The following is a 21311-nucleotide window of genomic DNA, read 5'->3' on the forward strand; positions in this document are numbered from 1 at the left end:
TTTCAGTTCCGATTAAAAAAATACATTCAGGCCCACGCGGGCTTCGAGGTTGTTGGCGGTCTTGCTCACCCCCAAAAGTTCGTGGCGAAAGCTGTGACCGCGCATACCCAGGTCGAGCGCCAGCCAGTCCAGAGCGTAGAGGCGAAAGCCGGCGCCCAGGGTGTAGGTAAAGTAAGTCTGCTCGGCAAACTGTGTATTACCCGCGCCCGCGATCAGGTAGACATGGGTGTTCAGCGCCCGACGATCCCCCAGGTACATCTGGCCGGGCAGGAGTTTGTAGCCCAGCGCCAGCGAGTAGTAACGGTAGTCGCGTTCGTCTTCGGTCAGCAGTTCAACCGCACCGCTGAGCAGCTCATAGCTGGTTTCCTGGGCTTTGCTCTGGGCGTAGTTGGCCTCGAAGAAAAAGTCCTCGGTGATGTGATAGGCGAGCATGACCCCCGCCACCGGATTGCTGCCAAAATCCTCGATGCTGAGCAGGCCATAGTAGACGCCCAGCTCAAAACGCTCCTCGTCGAGGTTGGCCTCGGTGAGCTCGCGCCGCTCCAGGTCCGGGGTGATCACCCGGCCAAGCGGATCTTGCGCCTGCGCAGCCAGAGGCAAGGGAAAGGCCAAGGCCAGCAGCAGCGCTAGAAAAAGACGTTGAACCCGAGAACCCATTCGTTCACCTCTTCGTTACTGTCGCGCCGGGTCAGAATCACCTGATTGCGGTATTCCGCGCGCATGAAAAAACGTTGGCTGAGATACACATAAGCGCCCAAGCCCGCTTCCAGATAATTGTTCTGACGATCTTCCCCCTGCACCAGAATGCCGTGCGGGCGAATCCGCGCCTCGCCGCCGCCCACCGCCAGGTAGGGCGACACCCGCCAGGCGGGGAAGGGCTGGTGCAACAGCCGCAGACCGTACAACTGGCTATCGGAAAAGGCTCCGGTGTTCTGGGACACGCGCAGCTCCGCGGCCAGGTGTGGCGTCATCCGGTAGCCGAGGCTGACACCCAAGGCGTCGGCACCGGCGAAATCCCCAATGGCAGCACCAAATTCCCAGCGTCGGTTCAGATAGTCGTCCCGCCGGGCGCTCGGGAGCACCGGCGTCTGGCCTTCCGCGGTCAGCGTGTGCGCCAGATCCGCCGCGCGAATCCAGCCCTGACCGCCGCGCCGGGTGTCCACCTTGACCCAGCCGGTGCGGTGTTTAAGCAGCTCGGCCTGTTCGCCCCGCTCCAGGGCGTAGAACACCGGGTAACCGCGCCCGGGACCGGCGTGCAGCTCGATATAGGCCGCGTCCACCGTCACCGTCAGGGCCGAAGCCGCGGACGACCACCCGATCAGCAGAAGCAGACACCCGCACCACCAGGCGCGCTTTAGGGTCGGCGCCATCAATCCTGGTCCACCGCATCAAACGGGTTATTGAAGTACTGGCCACCCAGGTCGAGCCACTCGCTGATCAAGCGCAATTCGTGGGCATTCAGAAAATCCTGATGGGAGCCACCCTCGACAAAGCGATCGAAAAACCGGCCACTGCGAAAAGCCCCGGCGACGGTGGCCGGTGCGGGCAGGGTGACCGGTGCCAAAACCGGTTCGAGTTCACACTCGGGGTCATCCAGCTCCAGGCCCGGCTGCGCACACTGGAACTCGCCGGTTTCCACCTGCCGGGGGAGCAGGGAACCCTCCTCCAGAATCAGTTCCAGGCGCGCACTCAGAAGATGGCCGTAGCTGGTCGTCCGGCCCTGATTACCCGGGGTGTCGGTCAGCTCCAAAGACGCGGCCGGCACCTGGGGCTGACCCTCGGCGTCGGCGCGGCTGTGGCAGGTGACACAGGTGCGATTGACCGGCTGATCGTTGTCATCGAGCACCAGTACGCGTTCGCCATCAACCAACTCGGTGAGGTAGCGCGGCCGCTCCCACAGGGGCTGGATATGCCAGGGGTAGTTGATCACCGTGCGGCATTGGGGACTCCTGTCCAGCTGGCAATCCTCGGAAACGAGGGCGGGCAATTCAGTGACGCTCAGCACCGGCGGGTCGCCGTCGTCATCAGCCGCTTCCCAGTCCCGGTAGTCGTCATCGGCCAGGGACTGGTAGCGCAAGGCGAAGCTTGCGCCCGGTGTTGCGGCGGCGGGATCGGTCCAGACGTCGTCGAACACCAGATCCACCCGGGGTGCGGCGGGACCGCGGGGCTGGCAGCTGCCGGGATCGGCGGCGTCGGTACAGGTGACACTGACCCGGGCATCGAACGCGGCCATGGTTTCGCCGCTGTCCGGCCACTCCGGCGTGCCGAAGGCGTCTTCCCGCAAGGTATTGGCAAAACCGCCCAGAGCCCCGGCGTAGGCCGGATAGGGTTCAGCCTCCATGCGGCCGTGGGGCAACTGGCTGGCCGGATTGTGGCAACCCTGGCAGTTGCGCTGCTCACCCGGGCGCAGTTGCAGCCAGCTCGGGTGCCGGGGGAAACGGTCATCGAGGCGCCGCCCCCGGGCATCCACCAGCTCGAAGGTAAAGGCCCGATCTGCCGGTACCCGGGCCATCACCGAGCCGTCCGGGTGTACCGGTACATAGCCCAGAATTTCGCGCATGCCCTGCTGGGCGCTGACGCCAAAGGCGCTGTTGTCGAACGCCAGGGTGTCGCGATCGGGTATGGAGACCGGCTTGATCAGACGCAGAAAGTGTACCGGGCGCTCGGCGGGGGGCGTCTGGGCCGGGTCGGCAAGCGCCGCAATCCCGCCCGGCGCGGTGTCCTCGCCGTCGCGATCATAGACACTGCGAATATGCAGCACCCCCACACCCTGGGTATGCCAGTCCGGGTGGCGCTCGGGCGCCGGGCACTGGGCCGCCGGGTAGGGGCAGGGGAAAGGGGCCTCAGCCAGCGTCACCGCTTCCGTATACAGGCGACCTTCCTCGGGCACCACCAGCGGCTGCTGGGTGCGGGTGCGCGGGTCGTATACCCACAAGCCGTACAGCGGGGGCGCGGGCCGGAGATCATCACGGGCCTGATTGGCCGGGGTGCAGGGCAGCAGTTGCTCTGTCTCCGGGTCCTGCAACCGACACGGACTCCAGCTCACCAGCAGGCGCCCGCTGCCGTCGGTCATGGGAAAGGCATGGGCGTACCAGCCTTCGGTGGCGAGCGCGGAAAAGTCCGGAAACTCAGTCACCGGCGCGCCACTCAGCAGCGCTACCCGGGAGGGCTCGTCAGCACCGGCGCGATCGGCGACCGGTATGCCCTCATCGGTAAAACGTTCAGCGTCCACCGCCACCAGCACGCCACCCTGGGCATTGGTACGCGGACGCAGCACCGCCAGCAGGCGGCCGTCGTCCAGCGGTTCGGGACGGTAAAGTGTTGGGGCATTGCCGCCGTTCAGGCTGCGGTAACCGTAATGAGGCTGCAGGTCTGTGCCATCCGGGTTGAGCGTGTAAAAACTCAGGTGATTGCGGTTGCCGGACCGGTCCCACCGGCTGAACAGGATGCGACCGTTGGCCAACACCACCGGCTGTAACTCGTGGCTCTGATTAAAACCGATCTGTTCGATCCCTGTGCCGTCGTCGTCCATCACATGTAACAGCAGCGCCGGGTCGCGCCGGTCTTCGGCGAGGGCGGCAAACTGGGGTTTGTTGTCGTCGAGCAGAATCGCCCGGCTGCGGCTCTGGCGCGTGGAGATGAACAGAATGCGACCGTCGGGCAGGTAACGCGGCGCCAGATCCTGCCCTGCCTCGGCCACGATATCCGAGCGGATCACCCGGCGCAGGCTGTCGTCGCGCCGGTCGTAGACCCAGATGTTCCAGGTGGGCTGATCCCGGTCCTGGGTGTTGGGCAACTCGGGGGCGCGCACGGCAAACAGCAGACGGGTGCCGTCCGGATGGACACTCAGGTCGCGCACATCGTGGAGCGCGTTCTCTTCAAAGATGCGCGCACTCAAGTTGACGCTGGCGGCGGTGGGTGTTGCCCGGTCTTTTAAATAAAGGACAGCGCCGGGATTGAACGCCGTGGGTTCGAGCAGCGCCGGTGGCGGAAATTCCTGTAGCTCGCCATCGACCTCAATCACCCGCGCCCGACTGATATAGGCCACCGGCACATCCAGCACCACCGGATCCGGGGACTGGCTGCCGCCACCACCGGCACCACACCCCGACAACAGAGCGCACAGCAACGCCACCGGCGCACGGCGGGCCGGGGTAACGCGAGGCAATGAAAAGGCGGCGATGCGCAGGAACATGTTATTGGCATTCTCGGTAGTGGTCGCGAGCTATTGTGCGGCGAATTGCGTCGCTAATCTCCACCGGTTCCCAACCGATCGCCGAATTTGTGACTGAGTTGACAAAAAAAATCCACAACTGGGGACAAGCGCACAGAATCCGTGTGAAGAGCGTTGGAAAATAGCGCCATCCCACAGCCCCCATGACCGGAGCTAACGTGAAACGAATAATAACCCCGGCGCTCCTGCTTTCAGCCACCCTGTGCGCGTCAGGACTGAGCCATGCCGATGCACGCACCCAGGCCCTGCAAATTCACAACCGCATTGCCGGTGTGCCCCCGAGCACCGAGACGTTGCTGACCATGGCCGACGCCATCGACGACGGGCGGGTCGCCGACGCCGTGCGCACCGCAATGGAAGACGAAAATTTTTATCGGGTGACCCTGAAAAACATGGCCACACCCTGGACCAACCGGGATCAGGATGTGTTTGCGCCCCTGAATGACTACACCGCGACCTTTATCGGTATGGTGCGCGACGGCACCGACCTGCGCACACTCCTGTACGACGACATCCTCTACACCAGCAACGCCCCCGGGCTGCCGGCCTATTCCATTCACAACAACGATCACTACGCCGCACTCGAAGCCAGCGACCACAGTCTGCGTGACACCCTGGAGCCGCAAACCCAGTCGAGCCTGACCGGGCTGCCGTCCTACGCGTCGTCCGGAGTCCTGACCAGTCGGGCCGGCGCCCGGGCGTTCTTTTTTGCCGGCACCAACCGCGCCATGTTCCGCTTCACGCTGATGAGCCACCTGTGTCGGGACCTGGAACAGGTGCACGACAACAGCCTGCCACCGGACCGGATCCGCCAGGATGTCAGTCGCAGTCCGGGGGGCGACAGCCGGGTGTTCAACAACAACTGTGCCGGCTGCCACACAGGCATGGATCCCATGGCCCAGGCCTTCGCCTACTACGACTGGATCTATGACAGCGATGCCGACCCGGAGGGCGCGCGCGGTCACATCATCTATAACCCTGAGGGCCATGAGGACCCTGACACCGGTTCCCGGGTCACGCCCAAACACCGCATCAACAGCACGACCTTTGCGCCGGGCTATGTCATCACCGACGATCGCTGGGACAACTACTGGCGCTCGGGCATGAACGCCAACCTGGGTTGGGACCCGGCGCTGCCCGGCAGCGGCGAGGGCGCGCGCAGCATGGCCATGGAGCTGGCGCACAGCGAAGCCTTTGCCGCCTGTCAGGTGGAAAAGGTGTTCCGCAGCGTGTGCGCCCGTGCCCCCGAAAGCAGCGCTGACCGGTCCCTGCTGGGTGAAACCACCGAGCGCTTTATGCACGGCAGCGACGCCTACAACCTGCAGCCGGTGTTTATCGACACCGCCAGCTACTGCACCGCGCCCTAGGCCCGAGGACCGTCAACCATGACTCACACACCCCTTGTGAACGCCTGGCGCCTGACCACGGCTACCGTGCTGATCACCCTGCTGGTCGCCTGCGGCTCTGACAGTGGCGCACCGGTGCGGGAAAACCCCGACAGCCGCAGCCCCGACGACACCATCTTCGCCTACACCGGCAGCGTCTCCGCCCAGACCGAAGACGTGCTCGCCTTCCAGCGCGAAGTCTGGATCGGTCTGGCCACGCCCGCCCGCTGTGGCAGCTGCCACACCGCCGATGGCCAGGCGCCGCGCTTCGCCCGGGGCGACGACATCAACCTGGCCTATCAGGAAGCGCTGAGCCTGGTGAACCTGAGCGCCCCAGCGGAATCCTTACTGGTCACCCGGGTCGCCGGAGGCCACAACTGCTGGCTCGCCAGCCCCCAGGCCTGCGCCGACATCATCACCGGCTATATCGCCGCCTGGGCCGATGTCGCGGGCAGCGAAGCCACGCCCCTGGTGTTCGAGGCCCCGCCCGAACGCCAGGTGGGCGCCAGCCGGGTTTTCCCCGCCAACCCGGCGGACACCGCCTTTGCCGGCACCGTTTACCCCTTGCTCAGCCAACACTGCGCCGAGTGCCACAGCCCCTCCGCGCCCGCGCGCCAACAGCCGTTTATCGGCAGCAGCGCCATCGACACCGCCTACGAGGCCGCGCGCAGCCGCATGCGTCTGGATGCCCCGGCGCAATCCCGCCTGGTGCGCCGTTTGGCCGATGAAGCCCACGGCTGCTGGGACGACGACTGCGCCGCCAGCGCCAGCGCCATGACCAATGCCATTGCGGCGCTCGCCGACGGCATCCCGGAAACCCAGGTGGACCCGGCCCTCAATGTCAGCCGCGCCCTGCGCCTCGAAGACGGCCTGGTGGCCACCGAGGGCGGACGTATCGACACCCACGTGGTGGCGCGCTATGAATTCAAAACCGGTAGCGGTGCCATCGCCTACGACACCAGCGGTGTTCTGGATATCGATCTCAACCTGTCCGGCGATGTCAGCTGGATGAGCTCCTGGGGCCTGCGTCTGAATCTGGCGGGGGGCAATAACGGCAAGGCCCAGGCCGCCACCAGCAGCAGCCGACGCCTGCACCAACGCCTGACCAGCGCGGGCGAGTACAGCATCGAGGCCTGGGTGATTCCCGACAACGTGGTTCAGGGCGACGGCGGCATGAATACCGCCCGCATCATCAGTTATTCGGGCAGCGCCAGCGCGCGCAACTTTACCCTCGGCCAGAGCATGTACAACTACGACTTCCTCAACCGCAGCGGCGCCACCTCGGGCAACGGTCTACCGGCCCTGGGCACCGATCCGGATGCCGAGCGCCTGCAGGCCACCCTGCAGCATGTGGTCGCCACCTTCGACCCGGTCAACGGCCGGCGCCTGTACGTCAACGGCGAATTCACCGGCGATGAAGACCCGCTCGCGAGCAACCTGGCGGACTGGGACGATACGTTCGCCTTAGTGGTGGGTAACGAAGTGTCGAGCAACAAACCCTGGCGTGGCAGCCTGCGTTTTCTGGCCCTGCACGATCGCGCCCTCAGCCCGGAAGCCATCGCCGCCAACTACGCCGTGGGCGTGGGCGCGCGCTTTTACCTGCTGTTCAATATCTCGCACCTGATTGTCGACGGCGAACTGAACGCCAGCAACAATCCCGGCGCCTACGTGGTGTTCGAGGTGCAACAGTTTGACGACTACGGCTACCTGTTCAACCAGCCCTTTGTGGTCACCCTGAACGACGACGCGGCGCTCAATGCCATTCCGGTGCAGGGCCTGCGCATCGGCATCAACGGCAGCGAAGTGGTGGTCGGGCAAGCCTACGCCAACCTGAACACCCACCTGGACAACGCCGACCGGGTCGAGGGGCGGCTGCCGCTGTCGCGCCTGGGCACGGTGATTGAAGTACAACAGGGGCCGGATCTGGATGAGTTTTTCCTGACCTTTGACCGCATCGGCAGCCACACCTATGCCCGGGTCGAAGCCGAACCCACACCTCTGGAGCCGAGTGCTAACCGGGAAACCCAGGCGCGCGTGGCACTGCGCAACTTCGGCGCGATCAACGCCGCCCTGGCACGGATGACCAGCGTGCCCGCGAGCACGGAGAGCGTTGCCAGCACCTACAACAACGTCCGCCAGCAATTGCCGGTCAACCCCGGCGTCGACGGCTTTTTGGCCGCCCATCAAATGGGCGTCACGCAACTGGCAGTGGCCTACTGCAGCGCCCTGGTGGACAACAGCGCATGGCGCGATGACTTTTTTACCGGGGTGAATTTTTCCCAGCCGGTGACCCAGGCGCTCGCGGAGAGTTCCCAACGCGCGCGGGTGATCGACCCGCTGCTGACCCGCCTGCTGGCGGCCGACATCGAGGGCGAACGCCTGCCCAACATGCCCGAAGCCGGTGCGGTGGAAGACGAACTGCACCAGTTGCTCGAGCGCATGACCCAATGCACCGGCAACTGTGACCCGGTCGCACGCACCAGCGTCGCCACCAAAGCAGCCTGCGCCGCCGCCATGGGCAGCGCCGTCATGCTGCTGCATTGATCGAATTCAGATAACCGCACCAAGAGCGCAGAAGGCACTGAACAATGGCCAAACGACATCGACCCACGCTCCACCCGGACGCCCCGCTCAAGCTGGAGGGACACAGCCGTCCGGTTTCGCGCCGCGAGCTGCTCGCCCACGGTTTCAAGGCGGGCTCGGCCCTGTTGGTGGGCAGCAGCCTGTCGGGCATGCTGGTCAACAGCGCCATCGCCAGCGGCGTACCCCTGTCCGATGACGTCGCCGAGATTCGCGACCAGATCTGCGGCATCGCGGGTTCCGGTGCGGGCAAGATTCCCTTTATCTGCTTCGACCTGGCGGGCGGCGCCAGTATGGCCGGCTCCAATGTCCTGGTGGGTGGGCGCGGCGGTCAACTGGACCTGCTCAGCACCGGCGGCTACGCGCTGCAAGGTTTGCCCAACGACATGCTGCCGGGAGACTCGAGCGAGAACTTTATCAACACCGATCTGGGCCTGGCGTTTCACAGCGACAGCGATATGCTGCGCGGCATCCTCGAGCGCATCGGCGCGGGTACGGCCAGCAGCACCAATGGCTTTGTGGTACCGGCGCGCTCCGAAAACGACACCGGCAACAATCCCCACAACCCCATGTACGCCATCAACCGGGCCGGTGCCCGGGGCGAGTTGCTGGCGCTGGTCGGGTCGCGCAGCAGCGACTCGGGCGGCAACTCCGGTGCACCCGCGGCCTGGATGAACAACGAAGTGCGACCCACCAAAGTGGATCGGCCCTCGGATGTCACCGGTCTTGTGGATGTGGGCGACCTGGTGAGCCTGATGGATCAACAGGACACCGTCTCAGTGATGGAATCCATCTACCGCATCAGCAATGCCAAGCTCGACCGCACGCACCTGGGCACCGCCCAGGACGCGCGCCTGAAAGAGCTGTTGCGCTGCGGCTATGTCAAAAGCGCCGACCTGGCGGCGCGCTTCGGCAACCCCGCCGCGCTCAACCCGGAAGCGGACCCGGACATCCTCGGTCCGAGCGGTATTTTCAGTCAGGAAGAATGGGACCGGGACGGCGAATTCCGCAAAACCGGGTCGGTCATGAAGCTGGTCATGGAAGGCTACGCCGGGGCCGGCACCATCACCATGGGCGGCTACGATTACCACACCGGCGAGCGCCGCACCGGCGACGCCCGGGACCTGCGCGCCGGGCGCTGCATGGGCGCCTGCCTGGAATACGCTGCGCGCAAAGGGATGCCGCTGATGATTTATGTCTACAGTGACGGCTCGGTGTTCAGCAACGGTCGTCCGGATCCGTTGCAGGAGCGGGGCAAACTCGAGTGGACCGGCGACAGCCAGCAGACCGCCGCGTCCTTCTTTCTGGTATACAATCCCGGTGGCCGGCCCCAGATCATCGGCGCCAGCGAAGCCGAGCGGGTCGTGCATCAACAGATCGGCTATATGCGCCCCAACGGGCAGGTGGAAACCGCCTCTTCACCGGTGGCCAACAACGTCAACCTGCTGGTGGAAATGGTCGCGCTCAACTACATGGCGCTGCACGGCGAACAGGGGCAATTCCCCATCGCCTTTCCCGGGCACGGCCTGGGCAATGCGGCCATGATGGATCGGCTCACCGCATTCCAGCCCATCTGTCAGGGCACCATCGACAACCCGGTTTAGGAGTTCACCCATGCCCCAGCGCCTCGGGCCACTGCTGCTGTTAGTGCTGAGTCTGAGCGTTCAGGCCGAATGGCACAGCGGCCAATGGGACATCATGGGCACCCGGATCGACGCCAACCTCTGGCAGCCGGACCCGACTCTGGCACGCGAGGCCCTGGCGGCGGTGGCCGCGGAAATGCATTGGGTCGATCATCAGTTCAGCCCCTATCGGGACGACAGCCAACTCAGCCGCCTCAACCGCGAGGCCTCCAGAGCCAGCGTCGACGCCCCCCTGAACATCTCCCCCGAGCTGAGCGAGCTGCTGGCCCGCGCCGCCCACTACAGTGAACTGACCGATGGCGCCTTCGACATCACCTTCGCCTCCGTGGGCCGACTCTACGATTACCGCGCCGGTGAACGCCCGGACCCGGACACCCTCGCGGCCCTGCGCGACGCCATCGACTATCGGCTGATCCGGCTCGACGTCGAGCGACATGAGGTCTACTACGCGGACGCCCGGGTGTACGCCGATCTGGGCGGCATCGCCAAGGGCTACGCCGTACAGCGGGCCATGGATGCGCTTAGGTCGCTGGGCATCGAGCACGCCAGTGTCAGCGCCGGGGGCGACAGTCAGGTGATCGGCGAGCGCCACGACCGCCCCTGGGTGGTGGGCATCAAAAATCCCCGCGACCCCGAGTCCATCGCTATCCGCCTGCCCCTGACCGACGCCGCCATCTCCACCTCCGGCGATTACGAACGCTACTTTATCGACGCCGACGGCGAACGCATCCACCACATTCTCAACCCCGACACCGGCACCCCGGCCGGGGACATCGCCAGCGCCACCGTCATCGGCCCGAGCGCCTACGACACCGACCCGCTGTCCACCGCCGTGTTCATTATGGGTGTCGACGCCGGCCTGGCCCTGATCAACCGCCTGCCGGACTTCGACGCCGTGGTGATTACCCGCAGCGGCCAGGTATTCTATTCCGACGGCCTGATGCCGCCAGAGGATTAACACCTCGACAGGTCGATGGGGTGCGCCATATCGGCATTAGGTGGGTATCGGATTACGAAGAGGTGTCGGATTACGGCTACGCCTAATCCGACCTACGGGGACAATGGCGCGCTGTTTGGGTTGGGTGCCTCATTGTCGGATTACGGCTGCGCCTAATCCGACCTACGGGGACAATGGCACGCTGTTTGGGTTGGGTGCCTTATTGTCGAATTACGGCTGCGCCTAATCCGACCTACGCAAACAATGGCACGCTGCTTCGAGTAGGTCGGATTAGCCCGAAGGGCGTAATCCGACAAAACGCACCAGAATCAGAAGCCCGATTCCAGCAACGTTGCGAGCAAATTCACGACAATCTGATCGCCCTCTTCGGCGGGAAACACATCGCTCAGCACGCCAACCTGCAAGGTTCTCCCCTCATTGCCGAGCACGGCACAGGAGTCGCCATCATCGAACTGGCAGATAGAGACACCATCCCCCAGGGGTTCAAGACCCAGCGAGTGGGTATTCCAGGGCAACGTGAAGAGCGCCAATTCGGGAGACAGCCCATAGCGGCTACGCGGCGAAGTGAAAGAGATGGTGTCATGGTTCGCACTCCCCGAAACAGTGGTCTCTAAAGCAGCAAAGAGCCCGTCATCGGAGCTCTCAGTATAGGTTCCGAAGATCAGCCGACCATCGTTCTCCACCCAGTCCACTATGGGGTCGTGATAATTGGAAGAGAGAGGATTACTCTGTGCAAAGAGAACAATTACGTCGTATTCCCCACTCTCCACTTCGTGGAGCAAGTCCGGGCCATCCGTGGCGACCGTCAGCTCGATAAACCCGCTACCGTAAAGGACTTCGAGCCCCGCTAGAAAGACGTCTCCCTCTGCGTCGCTAGAGATACCGTCGGCCCAGTAAAGTACGCTGGCGCCTGAAACAACAGCCTCCGACGTAAGCTCAACGCAGATCGTTTTTTCACTGACGACATCATCGATTTGACCGTCATCAACAGTGTCATAACCGAAGGAGTAGGTCGTGCCCTTTCCGTTCTCGCAAACGTCCACGCCAACGTTCGCTGTCTCCAGGAGCATGGGCAAGCCACGCTCTCCGTCGCTGCCATTGCACACGGTCTCAACGCCCTGGGCATCGTCCATCTCTCCGTCGCCGTCGGTGTCGTACCCGAAGGCGTAAGTCACTCCGCCATACGCGCACTCATCGAAGGTCGCGGCTTCGGTTACCACCAGAAGTGGTTGACCTGCTTCTCCTCCAGGCCCCGCCTCACCGCTACAAATCACTTCGACGTGGCTCAGCTCGTCGATCGTGCCGTCGGCATTGGTATCATAGCCAAAGGTTAGCTCGCTACCACCGGCAGGACAGTCCTGCTCCGAGGCAGGCTCTGACGAAACCTCTAGCCGTTCAGCACGTTCAGTACTTGATCCGCCACAGCCTAATAGAGAAAACACCAGAAGCACGGAAGCGATCGCGCTTAAACGTCGGATAGTCGTAGATTTCTTATATTTTTCAGACATCGAATAACCTCATTTATTGATAGGGAATAATATTCCCATTGGCGACGAGCGATGAACGCCCTCCAAGACGATGCCAATTTTGGACACTGAACTTGAAGCGATCCACACTCCGGGATACGAGTGAGATTATTGAACTCCGGGAGTGTCATTGTGAGTGGCACCGTGGATTTCATGGTGTGGGTCTTAGCTCGTCATGTCAACTCGTCCGCATCCGGCCAATAAGTTGCGAATGTTGCTAAAGGGTGTGTTTATCAATGGCCGTCGGAAGATCAAAGCCTCGAAAAGTCGATGGTGCGCCTTATCGGCATTGGAGGGTTTTTGTCGGATTACGGCTGCGCCTAATTCAACCTACTCGAACGATGGCAGCCCGATCCCGTTAGACGGATGTCGTATTTTGCTACAATAGCGGCACATTGATCGACCGAGGTAATCATGTTGTACAGAATTTCTGCTCTGTTTGTTTTTTTGCTCGTTCACTCATCTGCTCACGCCATTTCCAATATTGAAGGTCAGCGCCCGGGGCCGCCACCCGAAGGTTGGAGTGGCCAGTTAGAGTTCACCGCCAGCGGTAAATCCGGCAACGTCGAGGAAGATCGCTACGCGCTGGGCGGACGTTTGACCCATAGGGGGGGCGCCAATACCGCCTTTGCCATCGTGGAAGCCTCGGAGGCGCAGAGTCTGGGGACTCGCACCGCCAACGATGCATTTGTGCACACCCGGTTTATGCATCAGCAGTCTGAGTTGGTCACTTGGGAAGGTTTTCTGCAGTGGCAGGAAAATGAGTTCTCCAACCTGCTATCGCGCTATCTGGCCGGTGGCGGCGCGCGCCTGGATATTTTTTCCGACCCGGAGACGGCTACCCTGGCGGTGGGTTTAGGCACCTTTCGCGAATGGGAAGAAACCGATCTTAGGACTTTCAATCGCAGTACCAACACCTGGCGGGTCAACAACTACTGGTCCTACCGGCAACAGTTGAACGAACAGGTGAACTGGTACACCACGGTTTACTATCAACCCAGTGTCGATGACACGGATAACTACCGGGTGCTGTTCGATGCGGGTCTCACCGTGCGCCTGACAGGAGCGCTGCAGTTGCGCGTCAGCTACAACTTAAACCACAACAGCCATCCGCCCAGAAACCTGGAGGCGGATCCGGTGGTCGACCGGGCGAATACCAATACCCAATATTCGACCACGTTTTTGTACGAGTTCTAACGCTCTTGGCTACTGGGAGTCACGCGCTGTAGAGGTCCATCCGTTGACCTCCCGGCCCACCTGCCTTATGGTTCACCTGACAATATAACAACAGCACAGGTGATCTCATGCTCAAACGCCCAATCCTATTCACGCTATTTGCCAGCCTGCTCCTGCTCGCGGCCTGCGGCAGCGACTCCAACGATTTCTCCCTGGAAACGCCCGGACCACCGCCCTCACCGGAAGCGCCCGAGCCTGACGAGCCCACGGCGCTGAACCTTCACATTGACCCGGAAACCGCGCACCAGCGCGTTGCCGGCTTTGGCGGCGCGGTCCCCATGTGGACCGTCGTCAGCACTGCCTTGACCGACGAGGAAGTCCGCACCCTGGTGGGCTCCGGCGACGACCAGTTGGGTATCACCCTGTTGCGCACCATCATCGACCCCGACCCCGGCAGTTGGAGCCGCGCCGCGGCGAGTTTGCGGGAAGCCAAAGAGTATTCGGACGAGGTCACCATTCTCGCCACCGTCTGGTCGCCTCCGCCGCACATGAAAGACAACAACAGCGTCAACAACGGCGGCCGACTGCTGCCGGAGTATTACAGCGACTTTGCCGATCACCTCAACGACTATATTGCCTACATGGCTTCAGAAGGGGTGGAGATCGACGTGGTTTCGCCCCACAACGAACCGGATTATCACCCCAATTACGAATCCGCCGAATGGTCGGGTGAGGACATCAGAAACTTTGTCCGCGATTACGGTGATCGGATCCAGGCCCGCCTGCTGATCGGTGAATCCCTGCGCTTTGATCGCGCCTATACCGATCCCAGCCTGAACGACCCGGACGCCCTGGCAAACTTTGATATCGTCGGCGGTCATCTCTACAGCGCCGAGCAGAGCGGTACCTTCACCCCCTACCCGTTGGCGGAAGAGAAGAATAAAGAGCGCTGGATGACCGAGTGGAATTTTCACGAGGCCGACGGCGACGGTGCGCCTATCTGGGGCGATGACAACCTCGACGTCTGGGACGAAACCCTGGACGTAGTGCTCGCCAGTGTCCATCAGAGTATGGACGTCAACTGGAACGCCTACATCTGGTGGTGGATGTTGCGCTTCTATTCATTTATCGGCGATGGCCAAAGCGAATTCGGCACGGAGCGCGGCGAGGTGCTCAAACGGGGCTGGGGCTTCTCCCACTACTCCCTGTTTGTCCGGCCGGGGTACCAGCGGATTGGCGCCGACGCCGACGGCTCTGACAACGTTCATATCACCGCTTACCGGGGTGATGACGATCGTCTGGTGGCCGTTATCCTGAACCGGTCTGAGACCAGCTTTACCGATGTACCAATCACCCTACCGGCGCCACTTTCAAGCGCCGAAGGTTTCGTCACATCGCGCAGTGAAAACCGTGCGCCTTTGGCCGTCACCCTCGACGGCGACAGCCTGACGATCCCGACACTCGACGCCCGCAGCATCATTACCGTGGTCATGTATCCCTGATTGACCTCCTGGCAGGGGATTTTCCCCTGCCAATCCCGCCAAGTGTGCATAAGATCACATTGACTCGCGCCCGACACGCATAGAATGGCGCTTTATTCCAAATAAAGTGACCTCAGTCATGGCGCGCATAACACTCTCCTTCAGCGGCTGGCTGGCAGCGCTGGTTTTTCTGGTCGGCAGCGGGCTGTCGGCTATGGCTCAAGACCCTCCGTTGGCACAAGATCTGGAGGCGCTCAAACAGGATGTGCTCACCCTCAACCGGGAGCTGCTGATCCTGGAAGAAGAGCTGCTCTACCCCGCCAGCAGTCAGATCGAGGTCTATCTGTCGGTAGACGTGGGGGACTACTTTGCCCTCGACGGTGTGCGCCTGATGATCAATGGCCAGATGGTGGGCAGCGAGCTGTACACCGAGCAACAGGTTCAGGCCCTGCATCGGGGCGGCGTCCAACGCCTCTATCGGGGCAATCTGCCCGGTGGCACCCATGAGGTCAGCGCATTTTTCACCGGCCTGGGTCCCCAGGGCCAGGACTACAAGCGCGCCGCCAGCATCGAGATCGAAAAACACCAGGCGCCGGTGGTGCTGGAGCTGCGCATTGTTGATTCAAGCGCGCGTCTGCAGCCGGTGTTCGAGATCAAGCAGTGGCCCCTCTAAGTCGTCCTTCGCGCCTGGCACTCACCCTGGGTCTGACCCTGAGCGCCACCTTTGCGCAGGGGCAACCCCTCAGTGCCGTGGCCGACCTGCGTTACGGTGTCACCCTCTACCACTATTATCAGGGCGACCCTCTGAGCGCCCTGAGCGAACTGATGATTGCCGAGGCGCAAGGCGGCATCCGCGGCCACGGCGATCACCCGGCCTTGATCGATGCCGGTATCAGCCTGAGCTTTGGTCTGCTGACCCGCGCCGAAAGTGCCTACCGGGATCTGCTCGACGACACCACGTCACCGGCCTTGCGCGACGCTGCGCACTTTTACCTGGGCAAGCTCTACTACCAGCAGGGTGAGCCGGTGCGCGCCCAGCACTACCTTGAGCAGGTGGGCAACCACCTGGACGCCCCCCTGGCCGCCGAGCACCAGCGCCTGCTCGCACAACTGGCCTGGGCGCGGGGCGAGCTGCCCACCGGCGCCCCCGGGCGACGCGAGCGCAACCGCTGGGGTGAGCAGGCGGGCTATGCGCTGCACAATCTGGGGGCCGCTCAGGCCCGGGCCGGGCAGCGGGAAGCCGCGCTCGACAGCTACCGGCGCCTCGCCAGCGTGCGCGCGGATCACCCGGAAACCCGGGCCCTGCAAGCCCAGGGGCGAGTGTCTGCGGGCTACCTGCACCTGCTCGAAGGCGCCGCTGACGAAGCCCGCGATCAGTTCCTCCGGGTACCCGACAACAGTGCCGGCGCCGAGCGCGCGCGCCTGGGTCAGGCCTGGGCCGCGCTGGAGGGCGGCAATCCGGAGGCCGCCCTGGCGCCGCTCAGCCAACTGGGCCAGGGCAACCCGCTGCGCCAGCCCGCGCGTGAAGCCCTGCTTGCCCTGCCGCACACTTACGAACGCCTGGGTGATCAACCCCGGGCACTAAACCATTACCAACTCAGCGCCGACAGGCTGGAGCAGGCGCTGGCGCGACTGTCCGCACTGCGCGCAGAACTGACCCCCGAGCGCCTGATCGACACTTTGGCAGGCGCCGGTACGGACGGCATTTTTCAGCGGGTCGAAGGCCCGGAAAGCGACAACTGGCTGCTGCTCGACCGCACCGCTGCCGTCCAGTCCCGCCAACCGGCCCTGGCGGCACTGATCGCCGAGGACGATTTCCAGACCCGGGCGCAAGCCCTGCGCGACCTGCTGCAACTCCAGTCCCATTTGAGCCGCTGGCAGCCGCGCCTCGACGCCTATACGCAACTGCTGCTCGAGAAGCAGGCCCTGCGTCGAGCCCGGGAAACCGACTACCGGCGGGCGGATGTGGCCGGTCAGCGCGCCGATCTGCTCGCCCGGCAAGCTGATCTGACCGCACAGCTCGAACGCATCGATGCCCAGTCCGACGCTCTGGCGCTGGCCGACCCTGACAGCCGGGCGTTGCTGGCGCGCATTGAGCGGGCCCAGGCCAGCCTCGACCGCCTCGCCGCCGCCGGGCAAGCGCCGGCCGACGCTCAGGCCCGACTCGACTTTTACCGGGGCCAGCTCCTGTGGGCATCCGCCCAGGACTTTCCCCACCGACGCTGGCGCAGTGAGCGGGCCGCCCGAGAACTCCAGCGGGCCACCGAGGCCCTGGGGGACAGCGAACAGCGCCTGGACCAGTTGCTCGCCACCGATTTTGATATTCACCCCCAACTTGAACGACTGACCCGGGCCCGACACCAGATGCAACAGTTGCTGGGCGTCACCCAGGCCGGTGTCCAGGAGGCCGCCCACGCGCTGCACGCGCAGCTTGACCAGCACCTGCTGGCGCAGCGTCAGGCGCTGCGCAACACTCTGAGCCAGGCCCGGCTGGGCGCCGCGCGGTTACAGGACCAGATGCCCGACGCCGACCTGGCGGCGATCGAGCACAGCTACCAATTGGCCCTGGATACCAGCGACGACCCGGTGGTGCGTCGACACCTCGAGCACCGCCTGGCAGACCTGGCCATGCGCCAAAGTGAGCACACACTAACGGAAGGGCAGGTCCTCGGCCCCTATTTCGACCTCCCCATCGCCCGCTACCGGGCGCTGATCCAGGCCGAGCAGCAGGACCCGCAACCGCTCGCCGCCATTGACCTGGGCGACGCCCACTACCAGCTTGCCAGAGCCTACGCCCTGGACGGTCGCATGGCCGAAGCCGACGCGGCGCTGGCCACCCTGGCGGCGGACCACCCGGCATCGCGGCACTATCCCGAGGCCCAATTCCGTCGGGCTGAGCGCGCCTTTGCCGCCGGGGATTACACCCGCTCCGCCGACCTCTACCGGGCGGTGCTCGAAACCCGGGACCCGGGCTACAGCCGCAACGCGCGCTATATGCTCGGCTGGAGCCTGTATCGGCAAGCCGACTACTGGGCCGCCCTGAACGCCTTTACCGAGGCACGGGATGCGCTGCCAGGCGGCGACGACGAGCCCGCCAGCGACAGCCAACAACACCTGATCCGGGATCTGGAGCGGGTGATGGCCATGAGCTTCAGCCATCTGGACGGCCCCGAGAGCCTGCGCCGCTGGCAGCGCGAGCAGGGCGACCGGCCCTACCAGCACCGCCTCTACCAGACCCTGGCGCAACGCTACCTGGCCCAATCCCGCTACCGGGACAGCGCCGCCACCTATGCGGCCTACGCCCGGCAGAATCCGAACTCAGACCGGGCACCCGCCTTCAGCGCCCGGGTCATCGACGTCTATCAACAGGGCCAGTTTCCCAGCCTGATTCTGCCCGCCAAGGCCGCCTTTGTGGACGACTATGGCGTCGGCAGCCACTACTGGCAGCAACGCGCTGCCCAGAACCGCAGCGTCGATCTGCCAACCCAGGCGCTGCTGCACCAGTACACCCGCGAACTGGCGGCTCATCACCACGCCCGCGCTCAGGGTTTTGACCCCGAACGGGAACCTGCCCAACGGCACCTGGCCTTCGAGCAGGCGGCCCAGTGGTATCAGCGGTTTGCGCTGGCCTTCCCGGCCGATCCGACGCTGGCAGACATGATTTTCCTCCGGGCCGAAGCGCTCTACGAGATCGGTGACTACGCCCAGGCCGAGGCGGCTTACGCCCAGGTTGCCTATGATTTGCCGGACACTGGCCGCGGCGCCGAAGCCGCCTACGCCCAGCTGCTGCTGGTCGAACGCGCGTGGCAACTGGCGCGTGCCGCCGAGAGCACGGGCGCCGATGAAGAAGACACGCTTTTTGCGACCCATATCGCCACCGCCGAGCGTTTTGCCGACGCCTACCCGGACGACGCCCGCGCGCCTCAGGTACTCGCCAACGCCGCCGAGGCCGTGTTCGAGCGGGACCAATGGCCCGCCGCCATCGCCCTGGCGGAACAGGTCAACGCCCGCGCCCCGGACAGCGCCCGCGCCCTGCATCTGGCGGCCTGGCTGATTCGCGGTCACAGCCATTACGATCTGGGCAACACCGACCCGGATCACTACGCCCGGGCCGAGGACGCCTACTGGCAGGCCATCGCCCACCTGCCCGAGGCGGGCGCGCGCGAAACCCATACCCCCAGTCGTGACGCCCTGCTCGAACGGATCGCGGTGAGTGTCTATCGCCAGGGTGAAATTGCCCAATCCCGGGGGAATCTCACAGGCGCGGTGGCGCTGATGCTGAGCATTGAGGACCTGCTGCCGGGCAGCGATCGCGCCCTCAACGCCCGCCTGGACGCCAGCGACCTGTTGATTGGCGCCGGACAATACCGCGAGGCAGAGCAGGTGCTCTCGGGGATTCGACGGGACTACACCGGTACCGATATCCCCGCGCGCCCGCAATTGGCCGATCTGCCCCAACGCCTGCTGGCCCTGTACGAACAGGACCAGGACTGGGCCGCTGCCGCCGCCGAGCTGGCGCGCATCGCTGACGCCAGTACCGACCCGGAGACCCGGCGCCAGGCCCTGTGGCTGCAAGCCCAGTACCTCGATCGCAGCGGCGACACGGACGGCGCCCGGCGCGCCTACCGGCAATACGCCAACCAATTTCCCTTGCCCCACGGCCAGTTTATGGAAGCGGCCCAGCAGCTGGTTGAGACCTATCAGGCCGAAGGCGACGCCCGCTACCGCCACTGGCAGCAGCAACAGATCGACGCCGAACAGCGTCACCCGGAGCACAGCAGCGCTCGCACCCGTTGGCTGGCCGCACAAGCCGCCACGGCGCTGGGTGAGGCACCTCTGGAAAGCTTTGCCGCCATTCCCCTGCGTCTGCCCTTGCGCGACAGCCTGCAGCGCAAACGCGCGGCCCTCGACGACGCCCTGCGCGCCCAGGAACGGATTCTGGCCTTTGGCGTGCCCGAGTTCAGCACCCGGGCCTACTACCGGATCGGCGACATTTATGCGCAACTGAGCCGGGACCTGATGGACTCGGAGCGACCGCCGGAACTCAACGCCCTGGAGTTGGAGCAGTACGAGCTGCTGCTGGAAGAACAGGCCTACCCCTTTGAAGAGCGGGCCATCGAACTGCACGAAGACAATGCCCAGCGCGCCTGGGACGGACTCTACGACCCCTGGGTCGCGCGCTCCTTCGAGGCCCTGCGCCAACTGCTACCCGGGCGCTATCACAAACCCGAGCAACCCCTGGAGGTCAGCCGTGGGATTTACTAACCCCAAGGCACTGGCCGCTCTGTTGTGGGCGACCCTGCTCACCGCCGGCTGCGCCAGCCCGCCACCGGTGCCGACACCGGCCTTTGATCTGCCCGAGGAGGGCCGGTCCCCGGCACTCCCCGCCGGTCCGGTCACGGCCAATCCCTATCTGGCAGAACGCCCGCGAGTCAGTGACAGCGCCCGGGACAGTTTTGCCGACGCCCTGGCCGCCATGACCGCCGGCCACTGGCTGAGCGCCCAAGTACAACTTGAGCGCCTCACCCAGCAACACCCCCGGCTGTCCGGCCCCTGGGTCAATCTGGGCCTGGTCCATAGAGCGCTGGAGGACGACACCCGGGCGCAGGCTGCCTTCGAGCAGGCGCTGAGCATCAACCCGCGCAACCTGGATGCCTGGAACCAACTGGGTCTGCTCAGGCGGTCGGCCGGGGACTTCGAAGGTGCCCGCGCCGCCTATCAGCGCGCCCTCGACGTCTGGCCCTTTCATGCCGACAGCCACCGCCACCTGGCGATCCTCTACGACCTCTACCTGGGGCAGTGGGACGCGGCACTGGACCACTATCTGGCCTATCAACAACTGCTGATCGACCCCGAGCCGGCCCTGCAGACCCGGGTGGCGGGCTGGATCATAGACCTGGAGCGACGCATTGCGGCCCGCGTCGCCCAGCAGGCTCAAACCCGACAGGAGGAAGCCCCGTGAGACCGACACTCACCGCCATCGGCATCGCGCTGCTCAGCCTGAGCGCGCTCGTCGCCGCTCAGGAAAATGACGAGCCGGGCGTGATTCGCCTGCAGAGTCAGGTCACCGGCGACCAGGAACAGCCACAGGTCATGTACGTCGTGCCCTGGCAATCCGGAGAGGTGAGCGCGCTGCCCTACCGGGGCCTCGAGCGCCAGCTGGACGAGCTGTTCCAACCGATCGAGCCCGGCAGTCTGCGGCGGCGCCTGCACAGCGAAGCTGAGAACCGCGCCACGGAGGCACCGTGAACCGGCTCACAGTTCCGGCGTTTGCCCGAGTGGCGCACGGACAAAGCTGACATACTCCGAGCATTGCGCTAATGCCGAT

Annotated in this window: 14 protein-coding genes; 10 read left to right on the forward strand and 4 right to left on the reverse strand. The window is 64.3% G+C overall.

The genetic code is table 11. From position 1 onward, the window contains the following. Window positions 1-12: 12 nt before the first annotated feature. From DKW72_RS07110 to DKW72_RS07120, 3 genes are read right to left on the reverse strand one after another with little or no spacing between them, the layout of a single operon-like run. Window positions 13-657 (reverse strand): outer membrane beta-barrel domain-containing protein, encoded by a 645-nt coding sequence (locus tag DKW72_RS07110; RefSeq protein WP_111641637.1) that lies wholly within the window; start codon window positions 655-657, stop codon window positions 13-15. Continuing rightward, window positions 627-1370 carry an SH3 domain-containing protein gene (locus tag DKW72_RS07115; protein ID WP_111641638.1) on the reverse strand — a complete coding sequence of 248 codons (744 nt, stop codon included), beginning with the start codon at window positions 1368-1370 and terminating at the stop codon, window positions 627-629. The genes DKW72_RS07110 and DKW72_RS07115 overlap by 31 nt, the downstream gene beginning before the upstream one ends. Continuing rightward, on the reverse strand, window positions 1370-4195 hold the full coding sequence (locus tag DKW72_RS07120; protein WP_111641639.1) for an HzsA-related protein: 2826 nt from the start codon (window positions 4193-4195) through the stop codon (window positions 1370-1372). Before DKW72_RS07120 ends, DKW72_RS07115 begins: the two co-directional genes overlap by 1 nt. A gap of 197 nt (window positions 4196-4392) precedes the next feature. Here DKW72_RS07120 and DKW72_RS07125 point away from each other — a divergent pair, with 197 nt between their 5' ends. The 4 genes from DKW72_RS07125 to DKW72_RS07140 are packed head-to-tail and all read left to right on the forward strand — an operon-like array spanning window position 4393 to window position 10800. Continuing rightward, window positions 4393-5601, forward strand: a complete 1209-nt coding sequence (locus tag DKW72_RS07125) for a hypothetical protein (RefSeq protein ID WP_232522343.1) — start codon at window positions 4393-4395, stop codon at window positions 5599-5601. An 18-nt stretch (window positions 5602-5619) separates the two neighbouring features. After that, entirely contained in the window at window positions 5620-8163 is a 2544-nt protein-coding gene (locus DKW72_RS07130) for a LamG domain-containing protein (RefSeq protein WP_111641641.1), read from the forward strand. A 44-nt stretch (window positions 8164-8207) separates the two neighbouring features. Continuing rightward, the gene (locus DKW72_RS07135; protein WP_111641642.1) at window positions 8208-9803 is read left to right on the forward strand and encodes a general secretion pathway protein GspF; all 1596 of its coding nucleotides are present in this window, start codon (window positions 8208-8210) and stop codon (window positions 9801-9803) included. 10 nt (window positions 9804-9813) lie between these two features. Then, window positions 9814-10800, forward strand: coding sequence for an FAD:protein FMN transferase (locus DKW72_RS07140; protein ID WP_111641643.1), 987 nt, complete (start codon window positions 9814-9816; stop codon window positions 10798-10800). Between the two features lie 308 nt (window positions 10801-11108). Here DKW72_RS07140 and DKW72_RS07145 read toward each other — a convergent pair whose 3' ends face one another. Continuing rightward, the gene (locus DKW72_RS07145; RefSeq protein WP_111641644.1) at window positions 11109-12308 is read right to left on the reverse strand and encodes a type 1 glutamine amidotransferase family protein; all 1200 of its coding nucleotides are present in this window, start codon (window positions 12306-12308) and stop codon (window positions 11109-11111) included. A 432-nt stretch (window positions 12309-12740) separates the two neighbouring features. On the opposite strand from DKW72_RS07145, the gene DKW72_RS07150 reads away from it, so the two are divergent. From DKW72_RS07150 to DKW72_RS07175, 6 genes are all read left to right on the forward strand, one after another. Next, entirely contained in the window at window positions 12741-13523 is a 783-nt protein-coding gene (locus tag DKW72_RS07150; RefSeq protein WP_111641645.1) for a DUF481 domain-containing protein, read from the forward strand. Window positions 13524-13630: 107 nt separating this feature from the next. Further along, window positions 13631-15004 (forward strand): glycoside hydrolase family 30 beta sandwich domain-containing protein, encoded by a 1374-nt coding sequence (locus DKW72_RS07155; protein WP_232522344.1) that lies wholly within the window; start codon window positions 13631-13633, stop codon window positions 15002-15004. 118 nt (window positions 15005-15122) lie between these two features. Further along, window positions 15123-15656, forward strand: a complete 534-nt coding sequence (locus DKW72_RS07160) for an AraC family transcriptional regulator (RefSeq protein WP_111641646.1) — start codon at window positions 15123-15125, stop codon at window positions 15654-15656. Then, the gene (locus DKW72_RS07165; protein WP_111641647.1) at window positions 15644-20248 is read left to right on the forward strand and encodes a tetratricopeptide repeat protein; all 4605 of its coding nucleotides are present in this window, start codon (window positions 15644-15646) and stop codon (window positions 20246-20248) included. The genes DKW72_RS07160 and DKW72_RS07165 overlap by 13 nt, the downstream gene beginning before the upstream one ends. Further along, a complete protein-coding gene (locus DKW72_RS07170; RefSeq protein ID WP_157960423.1) occupies window positions 20235-20945 on the forward strand; it encodes a tetratricopeptide repeat protein in 711 nt (236 codons plus the stop codon). Before DKW72_RS07165 ends, DKW72_RS07170 begins: the two co-directional genes overlap by 14 nt. Then, entirely contained in the window at window positions 20942-21232 is a 291-nt protein-coding gene (locus DKW72_RS07175) for an RNA-binding protein (RefSeq protein ID WP_111641649.1), read from the forward strand. Before DKW72_RS07170 ends, DKW72_RS07175 begins: the two co-directional genes overlap by 4 nt. The last annotated feature ends 79 nt before the right edge of the window (window positions 21233-21311 follow it).

The sequence above is a fragment of the Marinimicrobium alkaliphilum genome (assembly GCF_003259155.1).
GTDB lineage: Bacteria > Pseudomonadota > Gammaproteobacteria > Pseudomonadales > Cellvibrionaceae > Marinimicrobium_A > Marinimicrobium_A alkaliphilum.

Bases quoted from the DNA above. Each gene is read 5' to 3' on its own strand.
- DKW72_RS07110 (WP_111641637.1), bottom strand. From the start codon at position 657: ATGGGTTCTCGGGTTCAACGTCTTTTTCTAGCGCTGCTGCTGGCCTTG.
- DKW72_RS07130 (WP_111641641.1), top strand. From the start codon at position 5,620: ATGACTCACACACCCCTTGTGAACGCCTGGCGCCTGACCACGGCTACC.
- DKW72_RS07140 (WP_111641643.1), top strand. From the start codon at position 9,814: ATGCCCCAGCGCCTCGGGCCACTGCTGCTGTTAGTGCTGAGTCTGAGC.
- DKW72_RS07160 (WP_111641646.1), top strand. From the start codon at position 15,123: ATGGCGCGCATAACACTCTCCTTCAGCGGCTGGCTGGCAGCGCTGGTT.
- DKW72_RS07135 (WP_111641642.1), top strand. From the start codon at position 8,208: ATGGCCAAACGACATCGACCCACGCTCCACCCGGACGCCCCGCTCAAG.
- DKW72_RS07155 (WP_232522344.1), top strand. From the start codon at position 13,631: ATGCTCAAACGCCCAATCCTATTCACGCTATTTGCCAGCCTGCTCCTG.
- DKW72_RS07115 (WP_111641638.1), bottom strand. From the start codon at position 1,370: ATGGCGCCGACCCTAAAGCGCGCCTGGTGGTGCGGGTGTCTGCTTCTG.
- DKW72_RS07145 (WP_111641644.1), bottom strand. From the start codon at position 12,308: ATGTCTGAAAAATATAAGAAATCTACGACTATCCGACGTTTAAGCGCG.
- DKW72_RS07150 (WP_111641645.1), top strand. From the start codon at position 12,741: ATGTTGTACAGAATTTCTGCTCTGTTTGTTTTTTTGCTCGTTCACTCA.
- DKW72_RS07120 (WP_111641639.1), bottom strand. From the start codon at position 4,195: ATGTTCCTGCGCATCGCCGCCTTTTCATTGCCTCGCGTTACCCCGGCC.